The 6,463-nt window shown below is 37.0% G+C and carries 7 protein-coding genes; 2 read left to right on the top strand and 5 right to left on the bottom strand.

The features are described from left to right. Window positions 1–33 precede the first annotated feature (33 nt). Window positions 34–876, top strand: coding sequence for a L,D-transpeptidase family protein (locus tag HMPREF9402_RS14315; protein ID WP_009607706.1), 843 nt, complete (start codon window positions 34–36; stop codon window positions 874–876). A gap of 336 nt (window positions 877–1,212) precedes the next feature. Then, on the top strand, window positions 1,213–2,016 hold the full coding sequence (locus tag HMPREF9402_RS13790) for a ZIP family metal transporter (RefSeq protein ID WP_006785712.1): 804 nt from the start codon (window positions 1,213–1,215) through the stop codon (window positions 2,014–2,016). 131 nt (window positions 2,017–2,147) lie between these two features. Here the strand turns inward: HMPREF9402_RS13790 and HMPREF9402_RS13795 are convergent, their stop codons facing one another. From HMPREF9402_RS13795 to HMPREF9402_RS13815, 5 genes are all read right to left on the bottom strand, one after another. Beyond that, window positions 2,148–2,702: a biotin transporter BioY gene (locus HMPREF9402_RS13795; protein ID WP_009607698.1), complete on the bottom strand. Its 555-nt coding sequence runs from the start codon at window positions 2,700–2,702 to the stop codon at window positions 2,148–2,150. Window positions 2,703–2,755: 53 nt separating this feature from the next. Then, entirely contained in the window at window positions 2,756–3,766 is a 1,011-nt protein-coding gene (locus tag HMPREF9402_RS13800; protein ID WP_006785710.1) for a biotin--[acetyl-CoA-carboxylase] ligase, read from the bottom strand. A gap of 130 nt (window positions 3,767–3,896) precedes the next feature. After that, window positions 3,897–4,703 (bottom strand): DUF4037 domain-containing protein, encoded by an 807-nt coding sequence (locus HMPREF9402_RS13805; protein WP_009607711.1) that lies wholly within the window; start codon window positions 4,701–4,703, stop codon window positions 3,897–3,899. A 13-nt stretch (window positions 4,704–4,716) separates the two neighbouring features. After that, entirely contained in the window at window positions 4,717–5,319 is a 603-nt protein-coding gene (locus HMPREF9402_RS13810; protein WP_006785708.1) for a sugar O-acetyltransferase, read from the bottom strand. Window positions 5,320–5,327: 8 nt separating this feature from the next. After that, window positions 5,328–6,356 carry an ROK family protein gene (locus HMPREF9402_RS13815; protein ID WP_009607710.1) on the bottom strand — a complete coding sequence of 343 codons (1,029 nt, stop codon included), beginning with the start codon at window positions 6,354–6,356 and terminating at the stop codon, window positions 5,328–5,330. Between the last annotated feature and the right edge of the window lie 107 nt (window positions 6,357–6,463).

Consider the following 6,463-nt stretch of genomic DNA (forward strand, 5'->3'; position numbering starts at 1 on the left):
ATGAGTAGACTAACTTTGAAAGGATGGATACAATTGCAAATTATCAATTTCCAAGTGCGTGCGATTCAAATCAAATATACAACCAGTAACTTAAATCTTCGAAGGGGTAAATCAACCTCAGCCCCAATCCTTTTGATGATTCCGAAGTATTCAAAAATCGAAGTGACGGATACGGATGATGAATGGTTAGAAGTGAATTATCAAGGGACGAGAGGGTATGTCAGTCGTGATTATGTGTCAAAAACAATGTCCCCTTATAGCAACTTAAATTTACGAGAAGCGCCATCAACCACTTCTAATGTACTAACCCTTATTCCCAAACAATCACGTATTGAAGTTTTAGCAACAGAGGGAAACTGGAGTTATGTCGTTTACAACGATGAATTTGGTTATGTGTTTAATACTTATCTATCTGATGATGGTCAAAAACCTGATTTAACGAAACAAGCTGAGTTTTCAACTGATATGTTAAAATTTGTGAATGATAATGATATTCAAAGCCCCACTGATTATTTGTTAACGACTGATTTGAAGCATCGCGAGACGTATGTGTTTAAAAAAGAAAACGACATTTGGACCCAACTTTTCAAATGGAAATCAACGATTGGCGCTCCTCGTACACCTACGATTAGCGGAACGTTTTCAATCATTGGACGAAAACCCTCTTTTGGAACAAACCGTTATACGGTTAAAGATGCCACACGTTTTGCCGAAGGTTATTACTATCATTCCGTTTTATACGATCCAACAGGCAGCTATATCATTGATGGAAGACTCGGACAAGCTTTAAGTCATGGTTGTATCCGTTTAAATCCATCGAATGCAAAATGGATTTATGAGACGATTCCCGATGGCACAACAGTAATGATCCATTAAAAAAGGAACGCCCTCAGCGCTCCATTTTAGATTGTTTCGAATTTCAATTGCACTCCAATGATTTCTTCATGCGAAAAACAAAGTTCATTAAACCCCATAAAAAAATCTCATGCGCCAACATGAGATCATTAAAATGGTCTGCCAATCAGCACTTGTCTGATTTGACATTCCATTTCTAACAATCCTATTATATAAAAAAAATTCACTGTTATCTAGCCTAAATATTTTCCAAATTTGAGAATGAGCTCCTTATCTTCATCTTTAGGCAGGCACACATTTCTAAGATTAGAATATACTGACAATGTATAAACAGACAAAAAGGAGAGGATTTTTAAAATGGAATGGTTTGCTAGCCTCTCTCCAGTAATTCAAGCATTACTTGCGACAATTTTTACTTGGGGAGTAACTGCTCTAGGAGCTGCCGTCGTTCTTTTCTTTAAGAACATTAATAAAAGATTACTTGATGGGATGCTCGGATTTGGAGCAGGCGTTATGATTGCCGCCAGTTTCTGGTCATTATTAAATCCAGCACTCGAGTTAGCGGAAGATTTAGGTTCACATTTCGTCTGGTTTACTCCAGCACTTGGATTTTTAGCTGGCGGTTTATTTGTTGTCTTATCTGAAAAACTAATGGATCACTTCTACTTTAATCAGTGGAGAGATGCCGAAGGTAAAAATTCTTTAAAACGCAGTTTACTGCTCGTGTCAGCAGTTACGATACATAATATTCCCGAAGGATTAGCTGTCGGGGTTGCATTTGGTGGTGTTGTCGCGGGAATTGAAGGAGCCACTTTAATTTCTGCTATTTTACTCGCTATTGGAATCGGACTTCAAAACTTTCCTGAAGGGGCTGCCGTTTCACTACCTTTACGTCGAGAAGGGTATAGTCGATGGAAATCATTCCTTTCTGGACAAGCTTCTGGATTAGTTGAACCTGTGGCAGGTGTGATTGGAGCCTTGGCAGCTATTAGTGTTCGTAGCTTACTTCCTTTTTTATTAGCTTTCGCAGCTGGTGCTATGATTTCAGTCGTGTCTTCTGAATTGATTCCAGAAAGTGCAAGAGACAATAAAAACTTAGCCGCTATCGGTGTCATCTTAGGATTTATGGTGATGATGGTCATGGATGTTGCCTTAGGATAAACAACTTCATCATAAAAAGTGAAGTCTCGAAATTCGTGACTTCACTTTTTAATTTTCAGGTCATAAAGTGACATTCTTCCTCTTCTATCAAATCAAGTTTAAATCCAAATAAAGATTCTAAATCCACCACATTATTCATTCACAAGGTGCCCTCTAAAAACGGATTGATTAACCCTTTTAGTGAGTCTAACCGCTACTAAAGAGGCAATCACACATTTGACTACATCACCTAAAACAAACGGGATAACAGACACTTTAAACGCATCATAAATACCAATTCCTTGATTTAAACTCATCCAATACGTTCCAAATAAATAAATAATCGGCATTCCAATTAAGATTGTAATGCATAACGCTGATTTTAAATGGACGCATTCTCCTTTTACATAACTCATGAGTGGAGCTGCGATTAAAAATCCCATAATAAAGCCTCCCGTTGGACTTAAAATTTTAGCAAGACCTGAAGCTCCTCCTGAAAAAACAGGCAAGCCAATCAACCCCATTATGATATATAACGACACAGTGACAAAGGCTTGCTTTGGCGTTAAAATTAGCGCAATTAAATTAATGATAATCGTCTGTGTTGTAATCATAACAGGCGACAATGGTAATGGAAATGAGACATAAGATGAAATACATAATAAGGTGATACAAATGGCCATTTTAGTTAAATCGTGTGTTTTCATTTTTAAGCTCCTTCTTTTTGGATTAATCCTTTAATTTTTAATTCTAAAAAGTCTCATGAGTCGATTTGAATTCCTACCTTTTCAAAAGATTCAATTCCGATTCCACTCTTACGAATGGTGATTTCCCCAGAATTCAGTCGAATGATAGTTGAGTCAGGCAATTTCACCATTAAGGCTCCTTCATGGTCTATTTCAATCGCTTTCCCAACTTGTTTAACTCCATTTTGGATAAAGTAAATGTCTTCTCCTAAAACGGTGGATCTTTCCTTATATTCTTCTAAAAAGTTAGCTGACTCTAAATTTTCACAAATCTTAAATACTTGATTTAAAATTTCAGCCACCAATTGATTGCGCGTTCCCAATTTAGGCTTAATCGATGTTGCAATCTCTTCTAGTTCTTTTGGAAAGATGTCGGTCGAGACATTTAATCCAATGCCAATCATGACACTTTCAACCCTTCCACTTTCAAAATCGGTGACTGCCTCCGTTAAAATTCCTCCTACTTTCTTTTCATTCAAATAAATATCATTTACCCATTTAATCTGTGTTTGTATCCCACAAACCACTTCAATCGCCCGACAAATCGCAACTGATACGGCTGTGCTGAGCAAGACTGAACTTTTAAGCTGTAAATTAGGATGTAAAATGAGCGTCATGTAAATTCCACTTCGCGCTGGTGAATAAAAAGCACGACCAAAGCGACCTTTTCCTGCACTTTGCCCCTCAGCTAAGACCACCGTCTGATGCTTAACTCCCAGTGTGAGCAATCGTTTCGCTTCTTCATTCGTTGACGGAATGATTTGGTGTAAGAATATATCGTTAGATTGGTAGCATGACTTTAAATGACTTTTAATACCGGCAACGGATAGTACATCACAAGATTTATGAAGTTGATACCCTTTATTTTGAATCGTATTAATCTCATAGCCATCCTCTTTTAATGCCGTAATGCATTTCCAAATTGCTGTGCGACTGACATTTAATTGATTAGCTAAGAGTTGCCCCGACATAACTTGATGACGATTTTGCTCCAGTATACTTAACAACTCTTCCTTTAAAATCATCTTTTTTCTCCTTTGTTTTGAATTTCAAACAGTTTGAATTAAAAAGAGTTTAGCATATCTCTATTATTACGTCAACTATTTTGAAATTCAAAGTTAACATGAAATAAAAAAACAAGAGTAACGCTCTTGTTTAATCAAGTAAGTTCTCTTGTTTTAATAATACATCAAGTTCATCAACTAATGACGTTAAACACGCTAAGACACTATTTGAATCCACTCCGACTGATTGTATTAACGCTTCGACGTTTTGTTGTAAATGCTCCGGACATTTATCACACTGGTGCATTAAAATATGAAGTAATCGTTTCTCCCCCGGATGAAACATCTCATTCACTGCAAATAAAATATCATAATAGCTCGCTAAAAAAGCAGTGACTCGATGATTAACACTATTTAAATCCCCTCGCGTTATGGCCTTTTTAATTTGCGCCTCATATGAGGAAAAACACTGTCTTAAAATCGGATAATTCATCCTAATGATATTTTGTTTTAAGGTTTTAGGATAGGATGTTTTATATTTTTCTTGTGTTTTAGAAAACTCCCCATGACGATCAAAAACAATCTGGGCATTTACCACGTTATGAACAAAACAGGTCGTATAACCGGTACTTGCCTGATAATCTTCCATGACGCGTTTTAATCCTGACACGATATCTTGCCAATCAAATAAACAAACATCGATTTCAATAGGATAATCCTTCAAAAAGAACTCGTCCCCCGTTCCGAAAAATCGATTATCAATTTCCATGTTAGATGAAAACTTCGTTGCAATGTTTCGGCGTTTTTCAACTGAAATGGGTGCAGTAATAAACAAATCGATATCGATATCAGACTGCTCATCTGATCGATTAGCGGAACGTGAACCTGCAATCGTAATGGCCTCAACTTCTTCAAGTTTACGATATTCCTCAATCAATTGCTTGATAATCCCCTCCATTATCTTTCTCCTCCTAGCGATCAAATTTTAGTTTCTTATAATAATATTGCTTATCCTCCTCTGTTATGTCACGAATCACACGGCATGGATTTCCAGCAGCAATACAATTGGATGGAATATCTTTCGTGATGACTGATCCTGATCCGATAACCACGTTGCTTCCAATCGTCACTCCTGGGTTAATGACCGTATTTCCTCCAATCCATACATCATTTCCAATCGTAATGGGAAACGCATATTCATACTCCTGTGCACGCAATGTCGCATCGATCGGATGTCCAGCTGTAAATAAACTCACATTAGGTGCAAATAATACGTTATTTCCTATTGTCACTTTGGCACAATCTAGTATCGTACAGTTATAGTTTGAGTAAAAATTTTCTCCAATTTCAATGTTATAACCATAATCACAACGAAATGGTGGCTCAACAAAGAAATTTTCACCTGTCTTTCCGAGCAATTCTTTTAACAGCGTACGTCGTTCATCGAGTTTAAACGGATGCAACGTATTAATTTCATAAACAAGTCCTTTCGCGCGTTGGCGTTCTTCGAGTAACGTGTCTTCAAACGCTAAATAAGGTTTTCCACTTAACATTCTTTCTTTTTCAGTCATCATTTTTCCTCCTAAAATGTCTTCTTCTCAAATTTAAATGGGTACGATAGTTGTTCTAGCGTCAACGTTTTTAATCCATTCATATAATCGGCATGAATATCATGACGATACTTAAGTGTTGGCATATGAACAGCTGGAATCATTGTCTTAACCTCTGATTCAATCCGTTTTAAATCTTCTTCTTTTACACAGCGTCCTGCTAAAACGATTACTGCTGGATTAATAATCACAATAAGTGACGCGATACTTTTCGCGGCTAATTTAACCATGGTGTCTGGTTGTTTGAACTGCCCTAGTTGTTCACTTCTTAGGATCCCCAACGGTAAGAACGATAACTCTCCTGAAAAGTTAGTTTCACCTTTCACCACTTGTCCATTCACAATCAGACCGGCTCCCATGTAGTTACCATCAGGAAAATAAACATAGGCTATGTTTTTGGGGGATTCATCCTCTTGTTTTTGATAGTAACCATACGTGATTAAATTCATATCATTTTGAGCGACAATGTCAATCTTTAATTTGTCTTCTAACTTCGAAACAATGTCCACCTTTTCAAGCCTCTTGATATCACAAACACCAATCACCCCTTCATGCACGACACCCTGGACCCCAATTCCTGCTACTTTAATCGCTGGATAAACATCTTTTAGGCGCTCTAATTGTTGTTCATATACGTCATACGTAATCTCGTCATAATAAATCGTGTTTTCTTCTAAACACTCACCTAATAAATTACAAACTTGATAACTGATAAAATGCTCATTCCCTTCCGTTCTCGCATATAAACAGACGATTTGAGCATAATTGGCGTGATACTCATAACGAATAGCTGGACGTCCTCCACTCGAAGGATCCACTTGTTGCTCTAACACTTCACCCGTTGCAAGTAACTCATTTAAAATGGTTCCACAGGTCATAACACTAAGCCCCGTTGCTTTAGCAACTTCAGGTTTTGTCGCCGATTTCAGTCTTTTAAGCGTTGCTCTTACAAGCTCTGTATTGATTCGTTTCACTGTCATCGTTGTATTGACTTGATTCAAGAAAGTTCCTTCCTTTCACTTTATAAAACTATTTTATAAAGTCTATAAAAAAACTTATTAAAATACCTTTAAAAAGTATCATAATTTTCTTTTGATTGCAAATAGGT

It is taken from the genome of Turicibacter sp. HGF1 (assembly GCF_000191865.1).
Taxonomy (GTDB): domain Bacteria; phylum Bacillota_I; class Bacilli_A; order MOL361; family Turicibacteraceae; genus Turicibacter; species Turicibacter sanguinis.

Excerpts from the sequence above, each read along its gene's own strand:
- HMPREF9402_RS13795 (WP_009607698.1), bottom strand. The coding sequence starts at position 2,702 with ATGAAAACACACGATTTAACTAAAATGGCCATTTGTATCACCTTATTA.
- HMPREF9402_RS13800 (WP_006785710.1), bottom strand. The coding sequence starts at position 3,766 with ATGATTTTAAAGGAAGAGTTGTTAAGTATACTGGAGCAAAATCGTCAT.
- HMPREF9402_RS13805 (WP_009607711.1), bottom strand. The coding sequence starts at position 4,703 with ATGGAGGGGATTATCAAGCAATTGATTGAGGAATATCGTAAACTTGAA.
- HMPREF9402_RS13790 (WP_006785712.1), top strand. The coding sequence starts at position 1,213 with ATGGAATGGTTTGCTAGCCTCTCTCCAGTAATTCAAGCATTACTTGCG.
- HMPREF9402_RS13810 (WP_006785708.1), bottom strand. The coding sequence starts at position 5,319 with ATGATGACTGAAAAAGAAAGAATGTTAAGTGGAAAACCTTATTTAGCG.